Raw genomic sequence first — 26425 nt, forward strand, 5'->3', positions numbered from 1 at the left:
ACCCCTCCAGTCTTTATGGAATGTTTTCGTCGACTACCATTATACAAGACTTGGGGAGGTACTTCCTTTTTTGTGTCTACAAACCCTTGGGAGACATAGGCTGGTAATTATGAAATTCATTCACATCATAATCTTTATTAATAACCGGTTCAGAATGCAAATAATAATCGGACCGTTTCAATGTGTAAACCCGTTGAACCCAGCTCCCTAATTGCCTGTGATCAAAAACATGTTTAATAACTTCATTCCATCTTTCATGATTACCAACACCTTCAAACCACTCAAGTTGAACTTTTTTTGCTTCTGGTACGATTACACTGTCTATAAAACCATCAATTTCACGAATAAATTTCTCGTTTTGTTCATCTCCAAAAAAGATAAACCCATCATTATTTCCTAACCAAATAAGCCCCGTTAGCGGATGATTCCGATCGTCGACAAATATACGTCCCGGATTGATGGATTCAATTACTGCAATGGCTTCTATTTGACCATGCTCATTTACTAATTCTCTACACTTCCAAAATTCTTCTTTTTTCAATTCTACTATCATCTATCTACACCTACCTTAGATTGCAATGAAGACAACATATACAATAAATTATAAAAACACTCTTCTTTCTAATGATAACGAAAGAGGCTTGAGCTACTTAGATTTACCCCTTATTTTTCTATCAATAATAAAATCGGTTAACCAAAACAAGCACAATAGAATATAAGCATAAAAGAAACCCTTACTTTGTAAAACAGCAATAAGAAAAACACCAGTAATCATGATGAAAGTTATTGTTAGCCAATAAATTTTGAGATTAAATCTTCGCAAGCTACCTCTCCTTTTTAGTTAGTAGTTTATTCTGATTTGTTAATGCTGCAAGGTCTGTATAAATCGCAAGAAAATTTAATGATGAACTATAAAATGTAGTTTCAACCTAACAGTACTAATCATTACTAGATACTAAATAAGAAAAGAACCAAGCGACCCAGATACCATAAACTTTCTTAATTACCTTTCAACGTTTCAATCTTACACTGTAATAACGCATTGCCCTAAGGCTCCCCTCTACTTCAAAGACTCCCGCTTCAATCCGTTTTTTCAGGCGATATTCTAAAATGAGTCACCTACATATCCTAAAACCCCGCCGATTAGTCTAGCTGATTTCACAATGTCATTCGGCATCTTTTTCTATAGTAACTAATTGTTGTTTCGCTTGTTGACTTCAATTGTAATAAACGCCGGCAAATAGCTTGGCGTACAGCCTTTTGCTACTTTTTCATCTTTGTAAAGCCCCGTTTTCTCACCAATTTTCATACACCGTGTACGATACATTTCATCATAAACACCTATCCAGCCTGCGGTGAAATTCATAGCCCATTGAACTTCGGGTTCTTCCTGCTCAATTGTAGCTTCTATTGCAGATAACAAGTCTGCCGTGTTATCAGGTGGTGTTTGCCCAGTCCATCTCAATCTCGCTTGATAATACCAGAAAGTACGCCTTTGAAGAGCAGAAGGACTATTTTGCCATGACTGCATCAATGCGATGTTCTTCTTGTCTTTAGTGAGCTGATTCGCCATTAACCAATCCATTAAGTTATTCCGCTCGTCAAATGTGTGTATGTGCATATCCTGGACAAGCCTATTTAGCACATCTTGCGAAAGTAGTTTCTTATCCATAATTAAGATTGCTAATAGCCTAGGCAAAAACATTTCAGTTGACCACAGTTCCATAGCTAGTTCGTGATCTTTTCTAATGTCCTTCGCAATTTTCCGCAAGTCACCTAGCTTCGTGTTTGCATTAATCTGACCGATAATGATTTCTGCTTTTGAAGAGTATTGTTTTTTTGTTGATGCTCTTTGTCCATCCATTTTAAACAGCTCCTATAATTGAGGTTTGCCGCGACTTACATGACTATCTTTTTCCTTCTAACAGTGTCTTTTCATTAAATATTTTTCCTCTGCCAGTCCTACATCCTATCTTCCTCATAGAAATTTGTCATATTTTATCTCCTTCATAAGATTATACCAAAATCCCACATAAATTATCAGACTCTTTTTAGATGTTTTATTCCTATACGATAAATCCAATTAAACTTCACGTAAAACGACTTCACCACGTAAAAAAAGATCGAAGGGAAATAGGCTATTTACCCAATTCCTTTTCGATCTTTGTAACACTGATTTATTCGTGAAGACTTTTTATGATAAGAAGTGTACAATATTAAATTTATACCCTAACAAAATTCTTTTACTCCACCGTTACACTCTTCGCTAAATTCCTTGGCTTATCAACATCACAGCCACGATGTAACGCTGCATAGTAGCTGATGAGTTGAAGAGGCAGCACTGATACTAAAGGTGTCAGCAATTCGTGTACCTTAGGGAGGACAAAACGATCGTCTTCTTCCTCCATTCCTTCCATTGAAAGGATGCAAGGGTTTGCCCCTCTTGCGACGACTTCTTTGACGTTACCACGAATGTTGAGGCTCACTTGTTTTTGGGTGACGAGCGTGATGACAGGTGTACCTTCTTCGATTAACGCAATGGTTCCGTGTTTCAATTCGCCGCCTGCAAAGCCTTCAGCTTGGATATAAGAAATCTCTTTTAACTTCAACGCACCTTCTAGACTAACGTAATAATCCATGTTACGTCCGATGAAGAAGGCATTACGTGAAGTTGCTAAAAAGTCTCTCGCAATTGTTTCCATTTCTTCTTTTGAATCGACAAGCGTTTGAATAGCGTTGGCTGCGATTGAAAGTTCTTGTTTCAAATCAAATGCTACTGATCTACCAAATGCTTTTGCAACAACGTCTGCTGTAATTGCAAGCACCGCAACTTGTGCTGTGTACGCTTTTGTGGAAGCGACGGCGATTTCAGGACCTGCATGCAGCATGAGTGTATGGTCTGCTTCACGTGATAATGTGGAGCCAGGGACGTTTGTCATTGTAATGGTCGGATAGCCCAGTGCTTTTATTTTCACGAGCACTTGTCTGCTATCAGCCGTTTCCCCTGATTGGGTAATGAACAAGAACAGTGGCTTTTTCGATAACAAGGGCATGTTATAACCGAATTCACTTGAAATGTGGACTTCAGTCGGTATGCCTGCCACTTTCTCCATGTATTGCTGACCGATTAACCCTGCATGCAAACTCGTACCGGCTGCGATGATATACAGACGATCTGCTTCCTTAAACGCATTGACAATCGCTTCATCAATCGACAATTCACCTGCAGCATTTGTATAGGCCGACACGATATTTCGAATTACACTTGGTTGTTCGTCGATTTCTTTTAACATGTAATGTGGATACGTCCCTTTTTCAATGTCGCTCATATCGAGCATCGCAGTATAAGGCGCACGCTCAATCGTTGTACCCTCTAATGTTTTAATTTCTACCGCTTCTCTTGTGACAATGACCACTTCCTCATCATGCAACTCAATGAATTGGTCAGTCACTTGCAACATCGCCATCGCGTCTGACGCAACGACATTGCAATCTTCACCAACACCAACTAACAACGGGCTTTTGTTTTTCGCAACAAAAATCGTTTCACGTTCGTTTTCGTCTAGCATCGCAATTGCATAAGATCCATGAAGAAGTGTTAACGTATGACGGAATGCTTCTTCTGTGTTCATTCCTTCCAACACAAATTTCTCGATCAGTTGAACAATCACTTCAGTATCCGTGTCAGATGTCATTTGTACATGAGATAAATACTTTCTCTGCAATTGGACATAGTTTTCAATTACGCCATTATGAACAAGTGTAAATCGGCCTGAAGCACTCTGATGCGGATGTGAATTTTTCTTATCCGGTACCCCGTGTGTCGCCCACCGTGTATGACCGATTCCCATTTTTGTTTCGATGGATGAATCAACTGCATTTCGCAAATCCGCAATGCGTCCTTTTTCTTTCACGACGTGAACACCTGTTTCAGTTTGAAGTGCTAAACCAGCTGAGTCATAGCCTCGATATTCTAGTTTTTCAAGCCCTTTTAACAAGATTTCCATCGCGTTTGACGTTCCAATATACCCAACAATTCCACACATAGTGATTCCTCCGATTGAAGCAATGACAAAGCACACCTCGTTAAATTCAGAAGTGTCATTTGTCTGCTTATATGATTTTGCCTTTTTGCTTCTTTGTCCGTCTGATCACTCAAACGTTTTTAAAGCAAAAATTACAATCGGGCAATGTCGATCGGGAGGCATCCGCCGAACAGTTCGATACTCCTCCACCTCGTCTGCTGAAGATGTGTGTCGTCCGATTTCTCCAGCACTGGCGCTATAATTGTTTTCCGTTTACCTATTAACCGGCCCCCTTTTAGTATATGGGTCGGACACTCAATCCGACCCGTTTATCATACAAAACTTCTATTTTTCTTGTCAATCTATTGTATTGCACTACTTAATTTGTCGAATCTTTTCTGTATTGTCTCTTTCCAATCTTCGGCGAGTTCAGGAAGGCTTAACAATTTTCGCATACCGTCGAGATCTTTCGGTCTATGAAAATAGACTTCATTGCCAAATAGGATGGACACGCCTTCTGGATGTCTTTCGATCAATTCAATTTTCGAATCTCTTCTCACGATACCTTCCTCTAAGACACGGCACAGATATCCTGTGTAGCCGGTTTCAACGATCCTCTTTAACAACCCAGGAAGATTTGTCCGTTTCGTAATCGTGCTGCATGGAACTCTACCTTGCGCAATCTGAATGACCGCTTCCCCAATTTGATAGATATCTCCAATATGTACATCCTTCTCTAACATGTTGCCAACTGTAATATTTTCCCCAAAAGTTGCCTCAGGAAGTTTTGTTTGAAATTCTTGTTCCCACAAGACATAATGCTCATAAGGATACATGCAAACTGCACGATCTGGCCCGCCATGGTGTTTAAGGTCTGCTACCCCATCCCCACGGAACCCGTTTTTTGTTAGATACGCTTCAACTACTTGCTCTTTGCAAATCGCTGAAATTGTTTCTTTGTTTTCACCGTGTTTCATCGTTTTTGGTAATCCAATTGCAAACTTTATAATGTTGGCCAAACTTTGCCCATCCCTTCTATTATTTTCTTGCAATTAGTATAACATGGCTTCCAAAGAACAATATACTTTTCCTCGTTCACAAGCAATAGTCGTGTTCTTTCTACAACGAAGAGATGAGACGACCATTTCCTCATCGGATACAACTTTTTTGGGGAGTACGATAAAAAACTTGTTTCAAACTTGGCTCGTTGAAAATGTAGTCAAATTACGTCGTATCTACATTTGTATGAGGAATAACGATTAAAATTTGTTACGCTTTTCTTCCAGCTGTATCTTCATCTGACTACAGCGTTCCTTCTGTTGAACGATTTGTTTGATTCGCAAACGTTTGTCCATCTGCACCGTTTTCAACCAATCTAGCAGCAATCCTAAGTAGCTCCTGTAAATCGGATGCTTGCTTCAATAGACTCTCTCCTCATATATACCTAAGGAAACTTTTGTCTTTCCAAAAAAGTACATTTTTGAACCCTGGGAAACCTTAAAATTATCAGAAGTTGATAAGTCAAGTTTGGCGGAAAGCTTTCAAATGATTTATTACAAGCGAACTAGAACAATCAATTATGAGATTGATCTTATGAACTACGAAAAAACAAAGCCATTGTAAAAGTATCGGGTTGCTGGGATTAAGAAATACTCGTTAACGAGCCAGTTAGTGGAGTAGGACTTACGAATTTATTAGCAGGTAATTAAGAGACAGAGGTGGTTAGTATGAGAGATAGAGGTTCTGTCGTTCTTATAGAAAATAAAAAAGTAGCATTAATAAAGAGAATAAAGGGCGATTTACTTTACTATGTCTTTCCAGGTGGAGGTATAGAACAAGGTGAAACTGCTGAGCAGGCAACTATAAGAGAAGCATATGAAGAATTAGGAGTTGAAATAGACGTTCATGATTGTTTTGCTGAAATTGATTTTAAGGGTAAGCAATTTTTCTTTTTGGGTAATATTGTAGGTGGCGAATTTGGTACTGGTCAAGGCGAAGAATTTTCCGATGAAAATAGTGAGACCTACATTCCTATGTGGGTCGATATAAGTGATTTGTCCACCATAGATATTAAACCAAAGGAAGTTGCCGAAAAAATACAATCTTTATTCAATTAACGGTCACGAATAGTTGAAGATATCGAGAGCTGTCATTTTAACTTTGACCAAAAGTGAAACTTGCTGCAGAAGAAAAAACGTGGCAATTGTCAACGATAAATGTCTGACTGACCAACGAGAAGGAAATTAAGGAGCTGACAATTTCACTGCACCCGAACCCTCTTGGCTCGTCAAAAGACAACACTCCTTCCATTCCCGTAGTAGGTGTACATAAACGTCATCATAAAACCCAAATAAAAAACGCCTCACAATATCGTGAGACGGTGTTCCTTAAAAATGACTATTCTTCATGTTAGATCGTTCAGCTGTTTTATAGGCATCATAGATTCCCCATACCCATACAATCGGATAGGTAATAAAACCAATTAGTAAAAACATCAATAATGCATTCAACATCTGTACACCAATCAAGATAAGCCCTTTTAAAATTTGGCCATTGTAGATTTGTCCTACACCTGTCCAAAAAAAGCTTAACACCGCAGCAATTCCAGGATTTTTCATGTCACTTCTCCTTTTTTCTTTCATACGTATTGTTAGTGTATCAAACTCAACGACCATGTACTAGCGTGTTTCGACAATTCATCAATTTATTTGCACCAACGGGTTTCAAGCAACCAATCGAGGGAATGATTGGGTAGATGAATATTTTTCCTTTGCAAGTAGTAATTGTACAAGAACTTTATTGCCGCTCGTACGTCTATATATACGGAATAATTATCTTGCCGAATTGCTAGTTAGGTGATATGATAACGCGGGCTTAAGTATACTATAATTGTTTTAATAAATGAGGTGGTGATGCACTTGAGCAGACAAGAAATTCGAAAAACGAAAAAACGAAAAAAACTTGGCATTATTATAGGAATTGTAGTTCTGTTACTTGGCGCAGGTGTGTTTTACTGGGTTACCCAATATAACCAAGGGCTTGCATTATCGGACGATGGAACTTTAAAAGAACAAAATGAGGACTACGGAATCTTTGACGGCCCTGAGCCGAAATTTGGCGAGATCAACATTCTATTGCTCGGCTCCGACGCGCGAAAAGATGAAGATGGCCGTTCAGACACATTAATGATTGCAAACTACAACCAAGAAACAAAGAAAATGAAACTCGTATCCATCATGCGTGACACCTATGTGGATATCCCTGGTCACGGGATGCATAAAATGAATTCCGCATTTACATTAGGTGGACCTGAGTTAGTCCGTCAGACGATTAAAGAAAACTTTGGTTTGGACGCACACTACTACGCAATGGTTGACTTTAAAGGCTTTCCAAAAATCGTGGACATTTTAGCTCCAGATGGCATTGAAGTGGATATTCCTTACACAATGTCTCACGGAATTTACATGACATTGAACCCTGGTGTTCAAACATTGCATGGAGACCAACTATTAGGTTACGTTCGTTTCCGTCATGATAGTCAAAATGATTTCGGCCGCGTAGCCCGCCAACAAGAAGTTATTTCAAAGTTAAAAGACGAAGCAGTCAGCGTGCATAGTTTAACAAAACTACCAAAATTGCTAGGTGCAGCCGATGCCTACATTGACACAAACCTTGATAAAATGAAAATGCTTTCGATTGGGAAAGGTATGCTTGATAATAAAGCTGAAAAAATTGAAACACTACGGATTCCTGTCGATAAATCATTTACTGAACGTCGTGTAAATGTCGGGGAAGTATTGGAACTTGATTTCGACAAAAACATTGAAGCATTGAATGCCTTTTTAGATGATAAGAACGATCTAGCAGATACAGAAGAACCAAAAGTGGATTAATCGGTTCTTCTTGTCCGAATCAACACGTAATGTAATTAACCACAGGAATCCAGTATGCTTGGGTTTTTGTGGTTTTTTGCATATCACTCGATTCTCTTTCTATGAACGCGGTCAAAGATACGTAACAATTGCTTCCTCCACTAGTCCTCGTTTAATTTTATAGTGTGTTGCTTGCCAAACGCCTCGACCACCTTTCATAAGAATGACTTGCGGGGATTCGTGTTTTACCCCAAGCTCCTGTGCAATCGTATTTGAAACTATTCTCGCTGATTGCACAACGACTACGTAAACTTGAATATCACTATCGAGTGATCTCAATTCTTTTACAGCTGAAAGACTACTCAAACATGTTTTACTAAATTTGAACAATAAAATAGGCATCTCTTCAGATTGTTTCCGTACTTCATTCCAATCTGCTAACGTTTGCATCTTTTGCATAATTAACCTCCAATCTACATACCCCCACTAGTATATCATGCATATCGATTTTCACTTACCTTATTGCTTTTCAGTTCACATTTCTACGTATTTCCTATAGCATACTTGTAAGCAATCAATAGGAGCGATTGAAAATAAAGGAGAATAGGTGGGATATATATGCTAAAGTTAGCGTTTCATCCAGTGTGGGAACGAGTTGTCGACGATCAAGAAAAAGACCGTTATAAACGCGCTTTTGAGTTAATGCAACCTCAACAAGCGTCATTTTACATTACGCCAATTCGGATCATCCAAAAGAAAAATGGCGGTATCTCTGCAACTGTATTTCTCGTGAACAATCGTGAATTCCCACTCGAACTCCAGCAATTTAACGTACAAATGATCGATTCAAACGGCAAAGTGATCGCTCGCCAAACTTTTAAAGAGAATCTAACAATTCAAGCGTACCAAGCAATTCCTTGGTCATTTGTATTTAACGCAGCTTCAATGCTGTTAAATGAATTTGATACCGATTCTTGCACCATCCTTCTTGAGAATACGTAAAAAGGCAGGAGGCAATTTGTAACATTGCCCCTGCCTTTAACTATCAGGAATTTGGTCAGACCGTCTCGCCTTCTTTTCGAAAGAAACCGAAAATCCCGACTGTCTGAACGATATTCGTAAATGCTTGCGGATCTACTTCATTAATAATTTGCTCTAAATCATAGAGCTCATAACGTGTAATGACCAAATACAACATGTTCTTGTCTTCCTTTGAATAAGCACCTTTCGCAGGAACAATTGTAATACCTCTCACCATTTTGTCATGGATTGCCTGTTGCAGTTCATCCGCCTTATGCGTAATAATCATAGCTGTCACTTTTTCGTGACGTGTATGCAACATATCAATGACAGAAGTGGTGACATACAATGCAACCATTGTGTAAAGTGCATTTTCCGGTTCATACAAAACACCAGCGAGAACAATGATAATCCCATTCAGTAACAAGAAGTAGACGCCTATCGGCTTATCTTGTAAGCGTGATAACACCATCGCCACAATATCCATACCACCTGTTGACGCCCCAAGCTTCAGCGATAATCCAACCCCTACACCCGCAATCACACCGCCAAACACAGCGTTGAGGATAATATCATCGGACATCGACAGCACCGGTAACAGTTCAAGGAAAAGCGTTGTGAAAACGACCGAAACAATGCTATAAATCGTAAATCCTCTTCCGACTTTAAACCAGCCAAGAATGAATACAGGAATATTAAAGATGAACAGTAAAATCCCCGTACTCACAAATACTCCTAACTGATCATCTAAAATACTCGAAACCAGCTGCGCTGCCCCGGAAAAACCACTTGCATAGACATTTGCATTTATTAGGAAAAAATTCAATGACACCGCCATTAATAATGCGCCAAAAATGACGACAATAATCCGTTTTGCTTCAATAAAAAACATAAGTACCTCCTACTCTTCTCAATAGCCAGTATTTGATTATACTCGAAATGCCATAATTATTCTTGCCTAAACCATCGAAAAACAAAAGAAAAACACTAGCAATTGTGCTAGTGCTCAAGAATGAACGATCTGTTTTTTATAATTCACATAGAAAAGCGACGTAATACCGAATACAAGTGTAATGGTCAGGAGTCCGATTGCTACTCCTTCCATGTCGAAGCCTTTCCAAAGGGAAATTGCAGACATACTACTAATAGAACCTATAAATAGTGCTAAAATCATAATTCGAAACATCGAGCCCATCCTCTCCATCCCAACTTGCATTTAACTGAGAAGTTTTCTCACAACCATCATACGTCAATTGAGAATATTTATCAATGATAATCAAAAAATTATTTTATCCTAAATACAACTTATCTGTAGCTGATTCTTTAATGATATTTTGAAAAAAGCTTGTTTTCTAGTAATAGAGGTATATAATTTTGATTTGAGAAGTAGAAAAATTTTTCAGAAACACGGTGTGCAAATGCGAACATACAACGAAAAGATCAGTATTTATCATGGGATGGCAACAACGATCGCCGTCAATTTCTCAAACAATTTCTTCCCCATTTTTGCAATGACAATATTAGGGGCGACAAATTATCAAGTAGGTCTCATTAATTCTTTACCGCCATTCATGGCGTTAGTAATGACAATTCCCGCTGCAATCTTGTTAAACCGTGCACACTTACAGAAAAAGCTTGTAGCGATGTCTGTATTAATTGCTAGACTGATGTTCTTGCTCATCATTGCTCTTGTGAACATCCCCTCTCAACCAGCACAAGCTTGGTTATTCCTCATCATCGTAGCACTCATGAATTTGCCGAATACGGTGGCGAATATTGGTTGGCAGACGTTTATTAGTAGCTTAGTAAAAGACTCAAGACGTGGACAATTTTTTAGTGATCGAAACCGATTGTTGACAATTGTCGGTTTGATTTCAACACTGAGCATTGGCATCATCATGAAAGATGCTTCCGCGAATGTCGTAGCTTATCAGGTATTGTTCGGTATTGCGTTCTGTTTCGGATTACTTGAAGTGTATTTATTGCTAAAACATGAGGAAGAACCTTTAAAAACAGACGGACTCGTCGGGAAAAAGAAAGCAATGGATTGGACAATCTTCAAACATAAAAATTATGTGGCATTCCTGATCGCTGCGCTTGTCTTTAACCTAGGTTGGCAAATGGCATGGGGTATTTTCAACATCTATCATGTACGGGTTGTAGGCGCAACGATCTTTTGGATTAGTATGTTTTCAGTCGGTAGTATGCTCGCGCAATTCATATCGTTTCCAGTATGGCGTAAGTGGGCAGAAAAACGGTCCAACACGCTCGTATTTGTTTGGGCTGCGATCGGAATGGCTACAACGCCCTTTCTTACGGTTCTGTCCACTAACCTTTATTACATAACGCTTATTCAGACGTCATCAGGCTTTTTCTTGGCTGGTATTGTCCTGTTATTGTTCAATTTACTACTCGAGCAGTCGCCTGAAGCGGTAAGGACCTATTGTATTACGACTTACAATGTATTACTCTCTGTTGTGGCCGTGATCGCGCCACAAATTGGTATTCTCCTCTTGGACACACTCGGTGTGGACGTCGCTATGTACATAAATTCAGCCGTACGATTCTTCAGTGCCCTGTTGTTTTTCATTGTCTATCTGAAGTATGCGAAATCAGTGAAACAGTTAACGTCATAAAGAAAAGAGCGTCTGTCATAATGTACAGCGCTCTTTTTGTCGTTAGATAAACATTTCGTACAATCCAATGATGATGAGTAAAATTCCAGCGATTGCATCGGAATGACGACCAAACCAAGACCGTCCAAGTTGTTGGCCAAGTTGGACACCGATGACAATTGAAATTACAGAGAACACGCCGATCGATAGCGCAGCAGGTAATGGCGGAACCCCAGTAATCCCTGCACCAAATCCGATTGACAAACAGTTTATGGCGAGGAGAAAACCGAGAAGGATAGCTTCTTTCCAGCTGATCGCTACCAACCGATTTGGTTTTTCGTGTTGCGTACCCAACAAGTTTTTATACAAAAGCCAAATGCCAATACAGATTAATAAACTTCCTCCAATCAAATTTGCAAACATGACAGGCAGTGTTTCCGCCAACTCTGCTCCTATCCTTAACGCGACATAAGCAAAGAGAGCCGAAATCGCTGAAATGAATAACGTGTATTTCATTGGGATTTTGTTAAAACGCAACCCATACGATATGCTAATACCGACATTATCCAAGTTTGCAACAATACCTAGTAATAGGATTGTAAGGAAAATCATTGTACACCTCCGCACTCGTCTAGCATCCTTTATGTATATGTGCTGAAGCATAGGAGACGGTAGGCATTGAAACAGGTTTTACATGTTGTTTTCCATAGTAGAATGCATTTTCGTTATTTGATAAGCTATAAAACATATATAACGATAGGAGGAAGAGCCAATGGCAGAACACCAATTTCATCTATCTGCAAGCTGGCCAGGCTTGAGAAATGATGTAGGTACAATTGAAACAGCTAATTTAAAAACACACGTATCCATTCCACCTGAGATGGACGGCCCCGGAGTGGGGACAAACCCGGATGAAATGCTGCTTGGCGCAGCAGCCACTTGTTATATCATTACGCTTGCTGCCATGATGGAAAGAAATCATTTAGAGAAAACGAGTTTAACGATGGAATCTGTAGGGATAGTAGATGTAACGAATGGCGTCATTACATACAAAAAGATACTCCATAAACCGCTCGTTGTCTTACCAGCGACTGCTTCTGAAAAAGAGATAGAAAAAGTTGAACGGTTAACGAAAAAAGCAGAATCGTCTTGCATGATTAGCCGTGCTTTGCAAGGAAACGTACTTGTAACCGTAGAAGCAACGATTACTCTGCTATAAGTTTGTGGTTTTTTTGTTTAATGACGCGTGGCGCGGTTATTTTACTGCTTGCGCGTCATTAAAAGCGGGTTATTGACGCGTTACGTGGTTATTTCTCTGCTCGCGCGTCGATAAAAGCAGCTTATTGACGCGGCACACTGGTTTTTCACTCCTCGCGCGTCGATAAAAGCGGGTTATTGACGCGGGATGCGGTTTTTTCACTGCTCGCGCGTCATTAAAAGCACTTATTGACGCGGGACTCAGGTTTTTCACTGCTCGCGCGTCATTAAAAGCACTTATTGACGCGGGACTCAGGTTTTTCACTCCTCTCGCGTCATTAAAAGCAGCTTATTGACGCACGACGCGGTTTTTTCTCTGCTCGCGCGTCATTAAAAGCAGCTTATTGACGCGGGACTCAGGTTTTTCACTGCTCGCGCGTCATTAAAAGCAGCTTATTGACGCGGGACTCAGGTTTTTCACTGCTCGCGCGTCATTAAAGGCAGCTTATTGACACGGGACACAGGTTTTACACTCCTCGCGCGTCATTAAAAGCAGCTTATTGACGCGGGACGCGGTTTTTTCACCGCACGCGCGTCATTAAAAGCACTTATCGACGCGTAACGCGGTTTTTTCACTCTTCCCGCGTCTTTATAATCCACTCTTCAAACCAACTCTTTCCTCTCAAAACATTCAACATCTTCCACATGCATACCTATCGACAAAAAACCCGTGTGAGACGTATGCATTTGTCTCACTCGGGTTTTTCTTGAATCTATTCAAAATTAGCGTAAATTCTTCACAAGGAATCCACCGTTAAACGTAGTGGGTTCATACGAAATGATAAACGCTTTTGGGGCGATTCCAAGTATCATATTCCGCAATTTTTGTTCATCCTTACGTTTTGCAAGTACTTTCATGACAAGTCGTTTACCGTCTTTGCCGTCTGCAAACCAAGAGGTTACGCCATAATTCTTCTCTCGCAATTGTCTACAAATATCCATATCCGTATCATTTACAACAACTTCAAATACGGTATAACCAAGCGCCAGTTTTTTCTCAATTCGACTTCCGACATAAACACCTAATCCCCACCCAAAACAGTATGCTGCAATATTGATAGGCTTGTCGAGGTTATCAAGTACTAACGTAAGACCCATTAAATAGATAAATACTTCAGCCATTGAAACAAAAGAGGCAATCACACGTAATCCTTTAAATGTAAAGAGAACACGCAATGTAAACAATGAGACATACGCCAAGTTAATGACAATTATCGTTAATATCATGGACAGCATACTTTTCCCCTACTCTACGTTTAATTAAAATCGCATACTTTCAAAATCTCGAGCATGTTTAGTAACCGAAAAACTTCCATTATTCGTTAGAATAACCGTATCTGAATGACGGAATCCACCAACACCTGGAACGTAAATTCCTGGTTCAATTGTATAAACCATTCCTTCTTGCAAGATCAAGTCATTGTCAAACCGTAAATAAGGTTCTTCGTGTTCTGATAAACCAAGGCCGTGTCCGACACGATGTTGAACGTAATCAGCCAGTCCAGCTTTCTTAAAAACATTAAAACAGGCAATATCTACTTCACCTGCAGTGATACCAGGACGAATTAGTTCCATCCCTACTTGCTGTGCTTCAATTGCTAATTTGAGTAGATCTTTTTGTCTTTCAGTTACATTTCCAATCAAAAATGTCCTTTCGTTTTCTGCACGGTAATTGTTAAACCATACTTGACGGCTATGGACAACAACATCGCCATCCATGAATTTACGTGTACTGGAGTATAGATGTGGCATCTCACTTCGAGGTAAACCAGAACATGTCCAATCAGCATAACCGATTAATTCGTCTGGATAATCTTTTGAAGCCATTTCGAGAAGAAGTCGGTCTCCATACGAATCAAATTCAAGCTCACTTATACCGATCCTCACATTTTTCAATGATTCACCAATCGCTAAATCGGACAAATGACCTGCCACTTTTAACAGTTCAATTTCATGAGCATCCTTGATCGAGCGCATTTCTGTTATTTTAGCTCCAATATCAACGAGCAGGAAACCCATATTTTGCACAAACAAATAAACGGATGCTGGTAACACACCGACCTCTACACCAATTTTGGTATTTCGCGGATACTGTTGCAAAATGTTTGTTAGATGTTCAATGTACGTCAACACTTGTTCTCGCAAGCCATATTGCTCATAGTAAACATGGATCCGATCCACGTTCGCTTTTTCATCGGCATGCGCTTCTTCTAGACCTGGAATAATTAACTGCACTTCATTCTCTTCTAGCAAAGTGACAATCGGGCGTGAGTAGGAGATGGCTCGAAAACCCGTCAAATAAAATTGATTATCTGGCTCCCACACTATGGAAAGCTTTACATCATTAACGTCCATAAACTTTCTAATTTGATTGACTCGCTTTTGAATGACCACGATTAAACCCTCACTTCACATTGATTATATACTAATCATGATTAGTAACCTATAAAAAAATTTATCCAGTGAAAAGGAGACGAATTATCGCCTCCTTCAATCATGTCTTCCTTTAAACAAATTCTCTTGGGATGGCAGTATTCCATGTACGATCGAATACTACCTCGTCCCCTTCATATGCAATTAACTGATTGACTAAATAGAAATTCTTTTCATCGGCTGTCATGACACTTGAAGTTTCGAGGCTTGTTTGCCAATCATCTCGACCGACTGTTAATGTCCAATCACATTGTACTTTAGCAGATAGCGGATCATTTTCTTTAATTGTGTAGATATTGCGATTCGTACTTCCGTATTCAGTGCCATTACTATGCAGTTTCCTTGCTCCTTCATCTGAAAAATCATCGAGCGTCCACGTTTTTGTGACCACATCATGTGTGATTTCCCTAGTTCGATTTGCTTCGCGTAAAATGTCCTTCTCAAGAACTGGAGCTGTTTCAGGATGCTGGAATGGTGTTAATTTGAAATCTAACGGTTTTGGTTCACGTACAGGCAAAGACAAGTACGTTTTTTCGTTAGAAGAGACCGTCAATGTCACTTCTTCTGGTGAAGGCCAAGCATGCGGCCAGTACGTTGGAGAAATCGCTAACTCCCATCGATGCCCTTCAGCTAATGTGTGACCGATTGCATTCATCATCACAGCTATTTCATAGGTTTTTCCTAGCTCTAATAATTCAGGGAATTCATGGCTATTCCGATGTGTTAAGTTCAATAATCCCCACGTAACTCTCGTTGAGGAACCATCAGGCGCGACATCATTCAACCGCACTGACAATAATGCGTTAGGTTGGTTGGATGAGAGTTCAACATGAAACGTAGGATGTCCTAAAATATGAACCTTCTCTTTTGTCGGTTCCGTTGTAAATACAACTGCATAGCCGTTTTCATTCCGCTGGTCACCAGGTAAATCTCCCGGTTGACCAAACGGGCAAAATACACCTGCATGGAGTCCATGTTGTTGGACACTGCCGACAATAATCTCCTCTTCTGCTCCTACTTCACACTGTAGTTTAGACCCGTTGAGATAGTATTTTTTATCAATCAAATCAGCCGGTGGCCATTGCTCTTCAGCAACCCAGTGTCCTGGACGGACGAAATAATCTGTTTGTGGAGGAACACTGTCCTGCATCCATGCTCTAAGCTTCGGCTCGTCCATGATGCCTGTGTCAATTCCCTTTAACCAGTGATCGTACCATCGTAGACATTCTTGCAGGAATCCAATTTGCGGTCCAGGAACCGCCATTTCTGGATATTCGTGCGCCCATGGGCCAATTAAGCCTTTAGAGGGTCCTTTGAGTCCTTCCAATAACCGAGGGATGGCGTTTGTATACCCATCTGCCCAGCCCCCTACTGCAAATACAGGGATGTCAATGTCATCATAATTCTCACAAACTGACCCGTGCTTCCAATAGTCATCACGACGCTGATGTTTTACCCATTCTTCTACATACGGCGGGGTCTTTTCTAATCGATCAAGCCAATTTTGACGCCAACTCTCACCCACAACAGCCGGATCTGCAGGTCTTGCATTATAAGCAAACATTGTCGATGCCCACCAAAGCATGTCAGAGGCAAGCATTGCTCCTCCTTTGTAGTGAACATCATCTGCATATCGATCATCTGTTGAACAAAGGGTAATCACTGCTTTTAAAGCAGGATGGCGTCGTGCAGCAACTTGCAAGCCATTAAAGCCACCCCACGATTTTCCAATCATCCCTACGCCTCCTGTAAACCAAGGCTGTTGTGAAATCCATGTGAGGACTTCAAGGGCATCATCTTGTTCTTGTTTTAAGTATTCATCGTATAAAATCCCATCTGAATTTCCTGCACCTCTAATATCGACACGGATACTTGCATAGCCGTGACCCGCAAAATAAGGATGACGCAACGAGTCGCGAAGAGCGGTGAAATCATCTTTTCGGTAAGGGATATACTCTAAAATTGCTGGTACTGGATGTTGTTCTGCATCTTCCGGTAACCAGATACTTGCAGAAAGACGAGTGCCATCAGACATCGGAATCCAAATGTTCTTAATTTCCTTTACCTTTCTCGGAAACTCTTCCCGAATAATACGATTTGATTCACGTACGTTGAAAACCATTACGATTACCTCCAAAAATTGAAATCTTCCTTATTGCTTTGGAAAGTCCTGTTTTAACCATTTTAATAGTGAAACGATAAGTAACAAATAGAATACATAAATTGGGATGGATACGACAACTGCTGATGTTTGAATAACGCGTAATCCACCTATTAAGAGTAGAGAGAGTGAAATTGCTGCCAAAATTATGCCCCAAACCATTCGGTGCCATCTTGCTGGCTCTTGACCTTCATTCAATTCTTTCGTAGCAATCGCAGAAAGAATATATGTTGCTGAGTCCATTGATGTTGAAAGGAAAATTACGGCTAAGACAACAAAAAACACTAGTACAATTGCACTTAACGGTAAGGATTGTAAAATCGCTACAACCGCTGCTGGACCGCCACTGTCTGCCAAAATGTCTTTCACTGGTACGATATTTTCCAATTGCAAGTTCATCGTATATCCGCCGAATACCATGAAGTATAGCCAACCACCAATAGATCCCCACAATAGCATATGGGTAATAAGTTGACGTAGCGTTCTACCCTTAGATATTCTGGCTACAAATAAGCCCATGAACGGAGCTGTAGCAGCAAACCATGCCCAATAAAAGACCGTCCAACCTTGAGGGAAGCCCCCCTGACTAATTGGATCTGTATAGAAGCTCATCATGGCGAAGTTTTGAATCATCATACCAAAACTATTCGTAAAGTACGTCAAGATAAATAATGTTGGTCCTGCAATAAATACAAAAATAGCTAGCGCAAGTGCTAAATAGACATTAAGGTCACTTAAACGTCTAATCCCTTTATGCAGCCCCAAATAAGCACTCGCAGAGTAAATAATCGTAATACAAATTACGATAATAGCATCCAACGTTAAGGATTGTTCAAGTCCAAATATCGCACCGACTACTGCAGAAACCATTGGAACACCTAATCCTAGTGACGTTCCTAGTCCACCAACGAGACTCCAAATGACCAATATGTCAATTAGCTTACCTACCCAACCATCCGCATACTTACCAAGCGCCCCACTTAGTGCAACACTCATTTTCAATGAAGGTCGCTTTTTGATGAAGTATGAATACGCGATGACGACAGTTGGAAATGCATAAAGTGACCATGCGGAAATTCCCCAATGAAATAGCCCATACGTCAATGCCCATTCAGCTGCTTCGTTACTCTCAGGTTCAATGCCAAAAGGCGGGCCGGTGAAATAATAGAGTGGTTCCATCATTGACCAGTACATAATACTTGTTCCCATACCTGCAGTGAACAACATTGTTCCCCAGCTGAAAGTTGAGAATTCTGGTTTTCCATCGCCTAACTTAATCGCTCCATATCTACTAAAAGCCAACCAAATCAGTAAAATAAACAAACCAATTGTTAAAAACTGAAATGCCCAATCCATTTTATAAGTGATGGCCGTCATTACATTATCCAATATGGGTTGTGCTGTAGATTTGTTTAGTACTAGTAACACGGTTACAGCTACGATAACTACGATAGACGCCCAAAAAATTGTTGAATCAATACGTGCTTTTTTCATGTCCTCACCCCTATTTTGACAGTTAATTGATTGCAAAGGCTTTCATCATGTTTGACAACGCTTACAAAACCACCTCACGGACGCTAGAAGTAGTTTTACAATAAACATCAAAAGCATCATTGCAACAATAATCACAATCAGATAAGATAAACTAATCATGATTATTTATTAATATCGATTATTCTACCACAGTCAAAATTGAAGAACAATCTAAAATTCTAATAAACTGATTTGTAAATATTGTATACTGAATGATAAAGTGAATTAAATTGATTAACAGAAGATGCGGGGTGTATGAATGAGCAACAAGACGATACAAATGAGTAGAATGTGGAAATATTTCATTGAAGCTACCGTGGAAATTATTCAAGAAGACGGTATTGAGCAAGTGACCATTCGGAAAGTAGCTGATCGAGCGGGTTACAACAGCGCGACGATTTACAATTATTTCGGTGAGGTTTCTCATTTAATATTTTTTGCTTCCATGAAGCTCTTACAAGATTACGTGGAGGATGTGAGCAATTATATTAAAAACGGACAAACGCCATTAGAAAAGTATTGGCTCTCCTGGGAATGCTTTTGCAAGCACTCTTTTAAACAACCGAGCATTTTTCATGCCGTGTTCATTATGAACTTAGGGGATCATCCGGAAAAATTGATTGAAGATTACTATGAGATGTATCCTGCTGAATTAATTAACGTTCCCGATGAATTAAAACCTATTTTATTCGAAAGACGCATTACAATGCGTGGCAAATCGCTATTGCAACAAGCTGCTCAACAAAAGCAAATCGCAGAAGATCACATCGAATCGCTCAACGATATGACAATTCTTGTTTGGCAAGGAATGCTGACAAACATCTTAAATAATCGTCTCGATTATGATTTAGTTACAGCAGAGAAAAAAACGCTCGATTATATTCATCAACTCGTGGAAATGGCAAAAGTTCGCTGATTCCAATAAGTACCTAATCATGTATTTTACGAACAAAAACCGATAGACATTGCTCCAATGCTGGAGAAAGTCGATCGGTTTTTGTTTATGCGTTTTGCCATCTTTCAACAAAGAAAGCAACTGTGTTGCGGAGGTTTGGAGTTCGATGGCTTTTCTTTAATGCAAAGTAAAATGTTTTCATGAACTGGAGACTGTTAGTGCGTGCATGATAAAACAAACGGTCATACCCGTCTACTCTTGTCTTTTGTTCGAGGCGATCAAAAACTTGTTCCACCCACTCGATCAGAACTTCCTCTTCATATTCGGCAGTTACCAAAGTCATTAAAACTGCGACTAATCGTTCGTCTTCATCATCAACGTACACGCGACCTTTCCAAAAACAAGAAGTGATTCCTTCCAACACAACAGGTATTAATCTCTTCTCTATATCTGGATGATCGACAATCATAGCAGCTAAGTCCGCCCCATGCGCAATACTATGTGCCCAACCTTTATCCTCCACAAAACCACGTGTATCGCGTTCCTTTAGCAAGTAAGTCGCACATCTTTTGAGCGCATCATTTCGCATTGTTTGTTCTAGAAATGGCTTCTGTTTGTCGATCCAAAAAAGGCCCGTCAGCCATAACGTGGAAAATGATCTTGTGAACACTTCATCCGATTCTCCATCTTCAATCCCACGCATTAAATATTCGTCACTGATTATCAATCTGAAGGCATGTGCCAACTGTTCTTCACGTAGCAAGTCATACGTAATTAATTTACAAAATGCCTGGTAGATGAGTTGATCTCGTAATTCACTATCGATCGTTCCTAAATGAGTAAGCATGTATGGAAATAGCGTATCGCCATGCTTCTCCATGTAATTTTGGAGTTCCGCTTTCTCCATCTTTACGAGGTCTAGTAATTGCTGTTTCATTGTTTATCACCCAGTCCCTCTACCCTTATGCTTTAATCGTTAAATTCAGGTTCCAACCTTTTCATGAATTCTTCAACTGCGCTGTATCCTTGTTGTTTCAAATACCAATTATTTGCGGCTGCTTCGATCAAACCTGCCACATCACGCCCTGGCTGCAATTGAATTTGAATATGTGGGATTGGGACGTCCATATACGTCTTGAACTTCGTGTCCAATTCCAACTCGTTGTTCAATGCGTTATCTTGCCATTCAGTCAGTTCAATATCGAGTGCGATTCTACTTTCCTCTTGAAACGCCGCCCTTCCGTATAACCGGACAACATTCAGTAGGCCGATGCTTCGAAGCGCTAAAAATTCCTTATTTTTTTCATCATGCGTACCGAGAAGCGTTTGAGGGCTCAGTTTTTTTAACACAACAATATCATCTGCAATGAGTCTGTGTCCCCTACCGATTAACGTATGTGCCGTTTCACTTTTACCTACACCCGATTTCCCACGCAAAAGAATACCAATGCCCGAGACATTGACACACACACCGTGGACGGCAATTTCCGGCGCCATCTCTTTTGTGACAAATGCATCCAATTTCGCACTCATTTCACTTGTTGAGTCAGGGGTGCGCAATACTGGGATATGTTCTTCCATACAATATTGTCTTAACCCGAGAGGCTCTTCCTGGTTAGATGTGATGACAATACAAGGCGGATCGTATTGTACGATATTCGCTATTCGCAATTTGCATTCTTCATCAGTCAGTGTATGTAAGTAATTGATTTCGTTTTTGCCAAGAATTTGAACGTGTTCCGTTGCAATGAAATCGAATTTGTCCATGAATTCCAAGCCGGGTCTACGCACTTTTGTCTTTTTTAATTGGCGATGTAATTCGTGATGTCCGACCAACACTTCCATTTTAAATCGCTTGACGATGTTTTCTATTGTAACAACCTTCACTCGCTTCGACCTCCTGCTAATTAACCGCGAATTGCTTCGTCCTAGTATAACATGGAAACCGACAGCACGAATTGGAATAAGATTCGTCTCTTTTGCCTTGCTGCCATAGTCTCTTTGCACGTCAATTTTCAAAGAGAACAATCCATTATTAGAGGTCTATAGATACGCTATACATCCACAATCCACCCCTTCAAGCAACATAAAAGATAGCTGTATTTACTTCATAAAACACAAAAAGCAAGTAGCTAATCAATCAACACTAATTAGCCGGATTTTCATTTAATCCACTTATGATTCAAAAAAACAAGTAACGCTATTTCTTCATAAAGTACTTTCTTCCTAGCTTTTCCACAAGCGTAGGGGCAAGTCCGTACAGTTTACTCGTAAAGCCCATAATTCCCGGTAGGTTAACGTCCCTTTTTGGAGTTGAAATCGTCTCTTGAATACAATCTGCCACTTCATCGATCGTCAATAAATGTTTTCCAAGGGAAGCCCGATAAGTGCCCGTCGTGTCTGCCCGATCTATGAATGGCGTGTCAATTGGGCCCGGGTTTACGACGGATACTTGTATATTGAATGCTGCCACTTCCATTCGTAGAGCATTTGTATAGCCGAGTAAAGCATGCTTGGAAGCTGCGTAAACAGAAGCTTTTGGCGTAGCGACTTTTCCAGCTTGAGAACCGACATACAGGAGATGACCACTGCGTCGGTCCATCATTGCAGGCAACACGCGTTTCGTCAGCGCAATCGGGGCAAGGACATTCGTTTCCATCATGTCTCGACTCGCATCGTCCGGTAATAGATGCGCTGCTTGAAACAAGCCCACTCCGGCACAAAATAGAACGATTTGTGGAGAAGGACAATTGTTGACTAGTCGATTCATGTCCGCTGGATTTGTCAGATCAGCTTCGATTGCAACTGCTCCTAGTTTGGTAAGAGCCGCCAACTTCTCAATCGATCTACCCGTAACGAATACCTCGAAATTCTCCTTTTCATTTAGCAACCGTTGCGCAACAGCATACCCAACACCACTTGTTGCACCTGTAATTAACACTGTCTTACGCTTGTTCATAATGCAAAATGCCTTCTTCGTTCCTAGTTTGTCGAATGAATCCTTCTGCGAGCAAATAGTCTGTTTGACCGATTGTCTCGGATAATGTAAGACCTAATTCTTTTTCATACACTGTTGGGAACAATTCCTGCGTCAATTGGAAAATTGATTTCGGTCGATCAGCTAGCATTCCGTGTACTTTCATTGCACGTTCATGTTGTTGGGTCAATCTTCTCTCAATGAGCGGGTGAACGTCTTTTACTTCATTGCCATGGCCACTGTAAATGAGTGAGACAGGTAAATCGAGAAGTCTTTTTAACGAATCATTATATTGTAACAAAGATTTGGGTCGATCATCCTGTTGGTTGTACGGTGGTTCGACAAGTGGATTGGAGGACACTTTTTCAAGTACTAAGTCTCCGCCGATCATTTCACCCGTCTTTTCATTGAATAAAACAAGGTGACTTTGTGCATGGCCTAATGTTTCCATTATTGACCAGCCAGGATGACCGCTCCACTCCTCCCCTTCGCCCACTTCCCTGTCCAGCGTTCGTTCGCCCATTAGCTTTATCGGTCGTTTCATCTTTTCAACCCAATGAAAATACGTTTCAGGAACCCCTTCTTCTTTTAGACGGTCAAGGTAAAAGTGATCGTGAAAAGCCATAAAAGCTGGATCCCTTTTTAACCAGATGTCTGTGTAAGGATGACCGAGGATTTCAGCGCGATCAAATGCATCCATCCAACCCGCATGATCTGGATGATGGTGCGTAAGAAATACTTGTTCAATGTCCTTGAATGAATAACCGAGTTCTTTTAGCCCCCGCTTTAAGGCTTCATAGGCTTCAGGCGTTTTGGGTCCCGCGTCAACAAGGGATAATGCATCCCCTTTAACGACGTATGCATTGACATCCCCTACCGCAAACGGCGTGGGAATCGTAAGTTTATGGATCATCTCATTACTCCTTCAAAACAATTTTCAATTAAGTTTATGAATCGTCATTCATTCTATTGTACCGTTTTTTGGCATGAACGTCACTTTTTCATTCTCATTTCTTGAAACCTTTGGGACTTACATACGTATGCTATACTACTTGTAAAGAGGTAGAGGGGGATGACAATGGGTATTTTCAATTTTTTTAAAAGCCAATTCATTGAAGTCATTGAATGGACAGACCAAAATACGGATACAATGGTGTACCGTTTTCCGGTACAAAATAATGAAATAAAAATGGGTGCGAGCTTAATTGTACGAGAATCTCAAGTAGCCATTTTCGTCAATGAAGGTGAAATTGCAGATGTATTTTTACCGGGCAATCATCTTTTATATACGCAAAACTTACCCGTCTTAACGAAACTAAAATCATGGAAAACGGGTTTTAACTCGCCATTTAAAGCGGAAGTCTATTTTGTTAACACGAAACAATTCATTAATCAAAAATGGGGAACGTCGAACCCGATTATGATGCGTGATGCTGAATTCGGCATGATTCGTTTACGTGGGTACGGCATTTATTCTTATCGAGTAGCAGATCCCGTTGTATTTTTGAAAGAGTTGTTTGGTACAAATAGATCTTTTGATACGAAGAGTGTAGAAGAGCATTTGAAAAAAATGATTCTTTCCGGTTTGACGGATTTATTTGCAGAATCCAGAATTCCCGCTCTCGACCTTGCAATGTATTACGACGAATTAAGCACACAAGGGAAACAGAAGATGGAAGAACGGTTCGCTGCGTTCGGGTTTGAGATTACTTCACTGTATATCGAGAACTTGTCGTTACCTAAAGAAGTTGAACAAGCGATGGATAAACGCACTTCCATGGGTGTTTTAGGAAACATGCAAACGTATACACAATACCAAGCCGCAGAAGCGATTCGAGAAGCTGCGCGCAATGAAGGCGGAGGAATGGCGGCAACTGGCGCAGGTATTGGAGCCGGAGCAGCGATTGGTAATGCGATGGCAAGTGCATTCAATTCGAACAACGCCCAGCCAGCACCAGTGGCCAAAGAAGAAACCAAGCAGTCTTGTCCGCATTGCCAATCATCCATTAGGGCATCCGCTAAATTTTGTCCAGATTGTGGGCAGGCCGTTCAACAATTGAAAGTGCCATGCATTAATTGTAAATCATTGATCAAAGAAGGGTCGAAGTTTTGCGGAGAGTGCGGGACCCAACAAGTAACGGAGAAACAATGCACAGCTTGTGGAGCTGTGAACAACGTTTCTGCAAAATTTTGTGGCGAATGTGGCGAAGGGCTTTCGGGCCAATCGTAATGAGGTGAAGCGATGACGAACATTGAGAAGGATTCAACTGAAAATGGATTCGTTGAAAAAACAGAAGTGAATCAGTGTGCATCTTGTGGCGGTAATGCCTTGTATGATCCGGCGACAAAAGGATTGAAATGCCCATTTTGCGGTACTGAAACAACGATAGAAACGACACAACATAATACGACTGAACATGACTTTCTTGAAGCACTTGAAGGACCGTCTCATAGTTGGACCGAAGAGAAGCGTGTATTCAAATGTGAGAATTGTGGCGCGGAAACGGTATTGGATAAAGATAAAATTGCTGATTTTTGCGCCTTCTGTGGTTCTTCGCATATTGCTGTAACCAATCATGATGCAGGCATTCAACCGGCACTACTCATTCCCTTCCATGTGGCAAAAGAAGAGGCTGTTCAAAAATTCAAATTGTGGATTCGTAAACGCTACTTTGCCCCCAATAAACTGAAACATGATTACGAGTTGCAAAAAATTAGTGGAGCCTATATCCCCTACTGGACATTTGACGCTCAAACTCACTCTGCTTATATTGTCAAAATTGGGACGTATTATTATGTAACCGAAACGAGAACAGTCCATCGAGATGGAAAAACCGAACAAGTAACGGAGCAAGTTCGTAAAATTAGATGGCGTACACAAAGTGGTACGTACCAAAAATTTTATGATGATGTCCTCGTTAAAGCTTCTAAAAATGTCGCATCCACTTTAATTGACAAAGTAGAGCCCTTCCAATTAAATCATTTAGTCGACTATCGGATGGAGTATTTATCGGGTTTCTTGGCTGAACGCTATTCCATTCCGTTGAAAGACGGATGGACAGATGCGAAGGATATAATTGATAACCGTATACGTAATGGAATCTTCCAGAAAGAGATTGGAGATGAAGTGCGTATTGTGAGCGTCGATACGAATTACGATGCCATCACTTTCAAGCATTTATTACTCCCGATTTGGGTATCCTCTTTCCAATTCAACAACAAAGTTTATCGCTTTCTCGTCAATGGACAAACAGGGAAAGTAAGCGGACAAGCACCCATTAGCATTTGGAAAGTATCGATCTTAAGCGCCATCATTCTTTTCATCATCGGCATCATTTATCTTTTTCAAGAAGGCTTTTGACGATTGACAAGTTGTCTAACAAGTGCAATAATCGTTAGTAATCAAAAAAGAGCGTTGAGGAAGACGAGTATGGATAGTGAAGGAAATCAGGAAGTGCGGTCATCGACTGAAAGCCGCATATCCCTCTCCTATCTTGAACCTACTTCTGAGCTGCTATGAAAACATAGCCGGGTACTTTCACGTTATGAAAGGTTCAAGTTGTGCTGACAACGATCAGCAAATTTAGGTGGTACCGCGGAAACATGCGTTTTCGTCCTGATGATTCAGGATGAGAAC

At 40.5% G+C, this 26425-nt stretch carries 25 protein-coding genes and 1 pseudogene; 8 read left to right on the forward strand and 18 right to left on the reverse strand.

The window, feature by feature from the left end; translation table 11 throughout:
• Positions 1-76: 76 nt before the first annotated feature.
• The 5 genes and pseudogenes from QT711_RS02630 to QT711_RS02650 all read right to left on the reverse strand — a co-directional run bounded on the left by QT711_RS02630 (position 77) and on the right by QT711_RS02650 (position 5002).
• Positions 77-553, reverse strand: a complete 477-nt coding sequence (locus QT711_RS02630) for a GNAT family N-acetyltransferase (protein WP_317941962.1) — start codon at positions 551-553, stop codon at positions 77-79.
• Between the two features lie 457 nt (positions 554-1010).
• Positions 1011-1159: pseudogene (locus tag QT711_RS02635) on the reverse strand (DUF3658 domain-containing protein); the annotation flags it as partial.
• Between the two features lie 33 nt (positions 1160-1192).
• Positions 1193-1864, reverse strand: coding sequence for a DNA alkylation repair protein (locus QT711_RS02640; protein WP_317941963.1), 672 nt, complete (start codon positions 1862-1864; stop codon positions 1193-1195).
• A gap of 379 nt (positions 1865-2243) precedes the next feature.
• Entirely contained in the window at positions 2244-4046 is a 1803-nt protein-coding gene (gene glmS, locus QT711_RS02645; RefSeq protein ID WP_317941964.1) for a glutamine--fructose-6-phosphate transaminase (isomerizing), read from the reverse strand.
• A 341-nt stretch (positions 4047-4387) separates the two neighbouring features.
• On the reverse strand, positions 4388-5002 hold the full coding sequence (locus QT711_RS02650; RefSeq protein WP_317942319.1) for an MOSC domain-containing protein: 615 nt from the start codon (positions 5000-5002) through the stop codon (positions 4388-4390).
• A 750-nt stretch (positions 5003-5752) separates the two neighbouring features.
• On the opposite strand from QT711_RS02650, the gene QT711_RS02655 reads away from it, so the two are divergent.
• Positions 5753-6142, forward strand: coding sequence for an NUDIX hydrolase (locus QT711_RS02655; protein ID WP_317941965.1), 390 nt, complete (start codon positions 5753-5755; stop codon positions 6140-6142).
• 270 nt (positions 6143-6412) lie between these two features.
• Here the strand turns inward: QT711_RS02655 and QT711_RS02660 are convergent, their stop codons facing one another.
• The gene (locus tag QT711_RS02660; protein ID WP_317941966.1) at positions 6413-6643 is read right to left on the reverse strand and encodes a hypothetical protein; all 231 of its coding nucleotides are present in this window, start codon (positions 6641-6643) and stop codon (positions 6413-6415) included.
• Between the two features lie 294 nt (positions 6644-6937).
• Here QT711_RS02660 and QT711_RS02665 point away from each other — a divergent pair, with 294 nt between their 5' ends.
• On the forward strand, positions 6938-7918 hold the full coding sequence (locus QT711_RS02665) for an LCP family protein (protein WP_317941967.1): 981 nt from the start codon (positions 6938-6940) through the stop codon (positions 7916-7918).
• Positions 7919-8029: 111 nt separating this feature from the next.
• Here QT711_RS02665 and ytxJ read toward each other — a convergent pair whose 3' ends face one another.
• The gene (ytxJ, locus tag QT711_RS02670) at positions 8030-8356 is read right to left on the reverse strand and encodes a bacillithiol system redox-active protein YtxJ (RefSeq protein ID WP_317941968.1); all 327 of its coding nucleotides are present in this window, start codon (positions 8354-8356) and stop codon (positions 8030-8032) included.
• Between the two features lie 159 nt (positions 8357-8515).
• Between ytxJ and QT711_RS02675 the strand changes: the two genes are divergently transcribed.
• Positions 8516-8899, forward strand: a complete 384-nt coding sequence (locus tag QT711_RS02675) for an SLAP domain-containing protein (protein ID WP_317941969.1) — start codon at positions 8516-8518, stop codon at positions 8897-8899.
• Positions 8900-8954: 55 nt separating this feature from the next.
• On the opposite strand, the gene QT711_RS02680 is transcribed toward QT711_RS02675, so the two are convergent.
• Positions 8955-9809, reverse strand: a complete 855-nt coding sequence (locus QT711_RS02680; RefSeq protein WP_317941970.1) for a YitT family protein — start codon at positions 9807-9809, stop codon at positions 8955-8957.
• A gap of 114 nt (positions 9810-9923) precedes the next feature.
• The gene (locus QT711_RS02685; protein ID WP_317941971.1) at positions 9924-10103 is read right to left on the reverse strand and encodes a hypothetical protein; all 180 of its coding nucleotides are present in this window, start codon (positions 10101-10103) and stop codon (positions 9924-9926) included.
• A 271-nt stretch (positions 10104-10374) separates the two neighbouring features.
• Between QT711_RS02685 and QT711_RS02690 the strand changes: the two genes are divergently transcribed.
• Positions 10375-11553 (forward strand): MFS transporter, encoded by a 1179-nt coding sequence (locus QT711_RS02690; RefSeq protein ID WP_317941972.1) that lies wholly within the window; start codon positions 10375-10377, stop codon positions 11551-11553.
• 42 nt (positions 11554-11595) lie between these two features.
• On the opposite strand, the gene QT711_RS02695 is transcribed toward QT711_RS02690, so the two are convergent.
• On the reverse strand, positions 11596-12195 hold the full coding sequence (locus QT711_RS02695; protein ID WP_317941973.1) for a manganese efflux pump MntP: 600 nt from the start codon (positions 12193-12195) through the stop codon (positions 11596-11598).
• A 109-nt stretch (positions 12196-12304) separates the two neighbouring features.
• Here QT711_RS02695 and QT711_RS02700 point away from each other — a divergent pair, with 109 nt between their 5' ends.
• Complete coding sequence (locus QT711_RS02700) at positions 12305-12751, forward strand: OsmC family protein (RefSeq protein ID WP_317941974.1); 447 nt, start codon at positions 12305-12307, stop codon at positions 12749-12751.
• Positions 12752-13512: 761 nt separating this feature from the next.
• Here the strand turns inward: QT711_RS02700 and QT711_RS02705 are convergent.
• From QT711_RS02705 to QT711_RS02720, 4 genes are all read right to left on the reverse strand, one after another.
• Positions 13513-14025: a DUF2179 domain-containing protein gene (locus QT711_RS02705; RefSeq protein WP_317941975.1), complete on the reverse strand. Its 513-nt coding sequence runs from the start codon at positions 14023-14025 to the stop codon at positions 13513-13515.
• Between the two features lie 24 nt (positions 14026-14049).
• A complete protein-coding gene (locus QT711_RS02710; RefSeq protein WP_317941976.1) occupies positions 14050-15183 on the reverse strand; it encodes a M24 family metallopeptidase in 1134 nt (377 codons plus the stop codon).
• A gap of 112 nt (positions 15184-15295) precedes the next feature.
• Positions 15296-17344, reverse strand: coding sequence for a CocE/NonD family hydrolase (locus QT711_RS02715; RefSeq protein ID WP_317941977.1), 2049 nt, complete (start codon positions 17342-17344; stop codon positions 15296-15298).
• A 30-nt stretch (positions 17345-17374) separates the two neighbouring features.
• Positions 17375-18877 carry a BCCT family transporter gene (locus QT711_RS02720; RefSeq protein WP_317941978.1) on the reverse strand — a complete coding sequence of 501 codons (1503 nt, stop codon included), beginning with the start codon at positions 18875-18877 and terminating at the stop codon, positions 17375-17377.
• 298 nt (positions 18878-19175) lie between these two features.
• Here QT711_RS02720 and QT711_RS02725 point away from each other — a divergent pair, with 298 nt between their 5' ends.
• Positions 19176-19832 carry a helix-turn-helix domain-containing protein gene (locus QT711_RS02725; protein WP_317941979.1) on the forward strand — a complete coding sequence of 219 codons (657 nt, stop codon included), beginning with the start codon at positions 19176-19178 and terminating at the stop codon, positions 19830-19832.
• An 85-nt stretch (positions 19833-19917) separates the two neighbouring features.
• Here the strand turns inward: QT711_RS02725 and QT711_RS02730 are convergent, their stop codons facing one another.
• From QT711_RS02730 to QT711_RS02745, 4 genes are all read right to left on the reverse strand, one after another.
• Entirely contained in the window at positions 19918-20748 is an 831-nt protein-coding gene (locus tag QT711_RS02730) for a DUF2785 domain-containing protein (protein WP_317941980.1), read from the reverse strand.
• Between the two features lie 32 nt (positions 20749-20780).
• Positions 20781-21698, reverse strand: coding sequence for an HPr(Ser) kinase/phosphatase (gene hprK, locus QT711_RS02735; protein WP_317941981.1), 918 nt, complete (start codon positions 21696-21698; stop codon positions 20781-20783).
• A gap of 313 nt (positions 21699-22011) precedes the next feature.
• Positions 22012-22770, reverse strand: a complete 759-nt coding sequence (locus QT711_RS02740; RefSeq protein WP_317941982.1) for an SDR family NAD(P)-dependent oxidoreductase — start codon at positions 22768-22770, stop codon at positions 22012-22014.
• A complete protein-coding gene (locus tag QT711_RS02745) occupies positions 22757-23701 on the reverse strand; it encodes an MBL fold metallo-hydrolase (protein WP_317941983.1) in 945 nt (314 codons plus the stop codon). The genes QT711_RS02740 and QT711_RS02745 overlap by 14 nt, the downstream gene beginning before the upstream one ends.
• A gap of 165 nt (positions 23702-23866) precedes the next feature.
• Here QT711_RS02745 and QT711_RS02750 point away from each other — a divergent pair, with 165 nt between their 5' ends.
• Positions 23867-25018, forward strand: coding sequence for an SPFH domain-containing protein (locus QT711_RS02750; RefSeq protein WP_317941984.1), 1152 nt, complete (start codon positions 23867-23869; stop codon positions 25016-25018).
• Positions 25019-25030: 12 nt separating this feature from the next.
• The gene (locus tag QT711_RS02755) at positions 25031-26149 is read left to right on the forward strand and encodes a hypothetical protein (protein ID WP_317941985.1); all 1119 of its coding nucleotides are present in this window, start codon (positions 25031-25033) and stop codon (positions 26147-26149) included.
• The last annotated feature ends 276 nt before the right edge of the window (positions 26150-26425 follow it).

Source organism: Sporosarcina saromensis (assembly GCF_033253735.1).
GTDB lineage: Bacteria > Bacillota > Bacilli > Bacillales_A > Planococcaceae > Sporosarcina > Sporosarcina saromensis.

Coding starts and splice junctions, on each gene's coding strand:
- QT711_RS02630 (WP_317941962.1), bottom strand. CDS start 553: ATGATAGTAGAATTGAAAAAAGAAGAATTTTGGAAGTGTAGAGAATTA.
- QT711_RS02640 (WP_317941963.1), bottom strand. CDS start 1,864: ATGGATGGACAAAGAGCATCAACAAAAAAACAATACTCTTCAAAAGCA.
- glmS (WP_317941964.1), bottom strand. CDS start 4,046: ATGTGTGGAATTGTTGGGTATATTGGAACGTCAAACGCGATGGAAATC.
- QT711_RS02650 (WP_317942319.1), bottom strand. CDS start 5,002: ATGAAACACGGTGAAAACAAAGAAACAATTTCAGCGATTTGCAAAGAG.
- QT711_RS02655 (WP_317941965.1), top strand. CDS start 5,753: ATGAGAGATAGAGGTTCTGTCGTTCTTATAGAAAATAAAAAAGTAGCA.
- QT711_RS02660 (WP_317941966.1), bottom strand. CDS start 6,643: ATGAAAAATCCTGGAATTGCTGCGGTGTTAAGCTTTTTTTGGACAGGT.
- QT711_RS02665 (WP_317941967.1), top strand. CDS start 6,938: ATGCACTTGAGCAGACAAGAAATTCGAAAAACGAAAAAACGAAAAAAA.
- ytxJ (WP_317941968.1), bottom strand. CDS start 8,356: ATGCAAAAGATGCAAACGTTAGCAGATTGGAATGAAGTACGGAAACAA.
- QT711_RS02675 (WP_317941969.1), top strand. CDS start 8,516: ATGCTAAAGTTAGCGTTTCATCCAGTGTGGGAACGAGTTGTCGACGAT.
- QT711_RS02680 (WP_317941970.1), bottom strand. CDS start 9,809: ATGTTTTTTATTGAAGCAAAACGGATTATTGTCGTCATTTTTGGCGCA.
- QT711_RS02685 (WP_317941971.1), bottom strand. CDS start 10,103: ATGTTTCGAATTATGATTTTAGCACTATTTATAGGTTCTATTAGTAGT.
- QT711_RS02690 (WP_317941972.1), top strand. CDS start 10,375: ATGGCAACAACGATCGCCGTCAATTTCTCAAACAATTTCTTCCCCATT.
- QT711_RS02695 (WP_317941973.1), bottom strand. CDS start 12,195: ATGCTTCAGCACATATACATAAAGGATGCTAGACGAGTGCGGAGGTGT.
- QT711_RS02700 (WP_317941974.1), top strand. CDS start 12,305: ATGGCAGAACACCAATTTCATCTATCTGCAAGCTGGCCAGGCTTGAGA.
- QT711_RS02705 (WP_317941975.1), bottom strand. CDS start 14,025: ATGCTGTCCATGATATTAACGATAATTGTCATTAACTTGGCGTATGTC.
- QT711_RS02715 (WP_317941977.1), bottom strand. CDS start 17,344: ATGGTTTTCAACGTACGTGAATCAAATCGTATTATTCGGGAAGAGTTT.
- QT711_RS02720 (WP_317941978.1), bottom strand. CDS start 18,877: ATGAAAAAAGCACGTATTGATTCAACAATTTTTTGGGCGTCTATCGTA.
- QT711_RS02725 (WP_317941979.1), top strand. CDS start 19,176: ATGAGCAACAAGACGATACAAATGAGTAGAATGTGGAAATATTTCATT.
- QT711_RS02730 (WP_317941980.1), bottom strand. CDS start 20,748: ATGAAACAGCAATTACTAGACCTCGTAAAGATGGAGAAAGCGGAACTC.
- QT711_RS02740 (WP_317941982.1), bottom strand. CDS start 22,770: ATGAACAAGCGTAAGACAGTGTTAATTACAGGTGCAACAAGTGGTGTT.
- QT711_RS02745 (WP_317941983.1), bottom strand. CDS start 23,701: ATGATCCATAAACTTACGATTCCCACGCCGTTTGCGGTAGGGGATGTC.
- QT711_RS02750 (WP_317941984.1), top strand. CDS start 23,867: ATGGGTATTTTCAATTTTTTTAAAAGCCAATTCATTGAAGTCATTGAA.
- QT711_RS02755 (WP_317941985.1), top strand. CDS start 25,031: ATGACGAACATTGAGAAGGATTCAACTGAAAATGGATTCGTTGAAAAA.